Annotated in this window: 2 protein-coding genes; both read right to left on the bottom strand. The window is 71.0% G+C overall.

The features are described 5' to 3' along the window. Positions 1 to 1,198 (bottom strand): MFS transporter (locus AB0J09_RS63240; protein ID WP_360713940.1); only part of this gene is annotated, 1,198 nt, incomplete at its 3' end. 186 nt (positions 1,199 to 1,384) lie between these two features. Next, the coding region (locus tag AB0J09_RS63245) for a serine hydrolase (RefSeq protein ID WP_360713941.1) at positions 1,385 to 2,062 on the bottom strand (678 nt) is incomplete at its 5' end.

Here is a 2,062-nt window from a genome sequence, read left to right on the forward strand (position 1 = left end):
CGGCGATCAGCAGCATCGCCGCCATGCCGCTGCCAGGCCCGGCGCCCACGAGGGGCCGCAGCAGCCCCGACAGGCCGGTGCCCGAGGCGGCCTGAGGTTCGAAGACGTGGTCGGCGAGCGGCCCGGAGAAGGCCATCGCCACCGGGGAGGAGATCTGCGAGACGAACATGACGGCCCCGAACACCCGGCCCTGCCGTTCCTTCGGCACCTTGGTCTGGATGATGGACTGCATCGAGCCGTTGACGATCGGCATGATCAGCGCGCCCACGAGGATGGCCGCCGTCCACGCCACCACCCCGTGCACCATGGCCATGACGATCTGGGCGCTGAGGCACATGCCGACGACGCCGAGCATCATGCCGCGCACCCGGTTCTTCGGACCGCCCCAGGCGGCCAGCAGCAGCCCGCCCGTGATCCCGCCCACGCCGATCCCGGCGTTCACGCTGGCCAGCGCGGAGACGTCACTGCCCGTCCTGGCCAGGATCATGGGCTGCACGACGGCGAACCCGAACACCATCACCAGGTTGACGGTGAAGAACACCAGGATCAGGCCGCGCAGGCTGGGCTGGGCGAACAGGTAGCGCAGCCCCTCCAGCGAGTCCGCCCCGAGCCGCTTGCGCTCGGTGGCCGAGCCGGGCGCGTCGTCGGACATGCGCACCAGGCGCACGGTCACCAGCGCGACCGCGAAGCTCAACAGGTCGATCCAGAGCACCGCGCCCAGCCCGCCGGTCAGCACGAGCAGCCCGGCCAGCGCGGGACCGCCCACGTCGGCCACGCTCTTGGCGGTGGCGAGCAGCCCGTTGGCCCGCTGGAGCTGCTCCTTGCCCACCAGTAGCGGCACCGCCGACGACAGGGCGGGGAACTGGAACGCGGCCGACGCACCGAGCAGCGCCACGGTCAGGTAGACCACCCAGAGGTGCAGGTCACCGAGGAAGTACACCGCCGCCATGGCGCCGACGGCGACGAGCCCGCCCGCGTCGGCGAGCTGCAGGGCGGTGCGCTTGCGGCACCGGTCGACGATGGCCCCAGCGGTGGGGCTCAGCAGCATCTGAGGGAGCAGCGCGCAGAGCGACAGCGCCACGACCTGGGTGGCCTGGTGGTCCACGGTCCAGGCCTGGATGACCAGGGAAAAGCGCAATACGGAATTGCCGACGAGGGTGACGACCTGGCCCGTCCAGACCGCGCCGAATCTCCCCATGCCAGCAAATCGCTGGATAAATCGGTTTTGTACGGACGATGGAGGTTCATCCATTTGTGCCCGAGGCCCTTCTGGTGAAAGGAACCTTCAATCCGTCCGGAGGCTTTCCCGGCCGTCTCACTGGTACCTTCACACACAGTTTCGGGCTGAGCAATACGCTATTTGTGGTTTTGTAATTACATCCTGTCAAAGGGCGAGGTCGCGGAGGCGCAACGCTTCGGCGGCCACCGCGTGGCGCAATTCGCGGATGCCGTCGCGCCCCCGTACGGGGTGGACGGCGTTCGTCAGCAGCACGACGGTCAACCGGCGCGCGGGATCGACCACCAGCGAGGTGCCGGTGAAGCCGGAATGGCCGAAAGCGCCGGTCAGCGGCCCCACGATGCCCGGGTCGCCGATGCGCACGCCCAGCCCATGACGGAAGGGAGCGCCCTCGGCGCCCTGGTCGCGCAGCATCTCGGCCACGCTCTCCTGGCGCAGCACGGGCCTGCCGCCGAGCCGCAGCGCCTCGCCGAAGGCCAGCAGGTCCCCGGCCGTGGCGAACAGCCCCGCGTGCCCCGCCACACCGCCCAGCGCGTACGCCGTCTCGTCGTGCACCTCGCCGCGCACGCAGCCGGCAGCGGATGCGCCCGAGTCCGGCGCGGCCCCCTGGCGTTCCCGCTTCCACTCGGTCGCGGCGATCCGCGGCAGCGCTCCGGGCCGGTAGCCGGTGTCGGCCAGGCCGAGCACGCCCGTGACCCGCGCGCGGACCAGCTCGTCGAGCGGCGCGCCGCCGGCCAGCTCCGCGATCCGGCCCGCCATGACCATGCCGACGTCGCTGTAGAGGTACGGGCCGCCGACCGGGTGGGTGATCGGCGTGTCCAGCAT

Source organism: Nonomuraea sp. NPDC049784 (assembly GCF_040659615.1).
Classification (GTDB): Bacteria; Actinomycetota; Actinomycetes; order Streptosporangiales; family Streptosporangiaceae; genus Nonomuraea.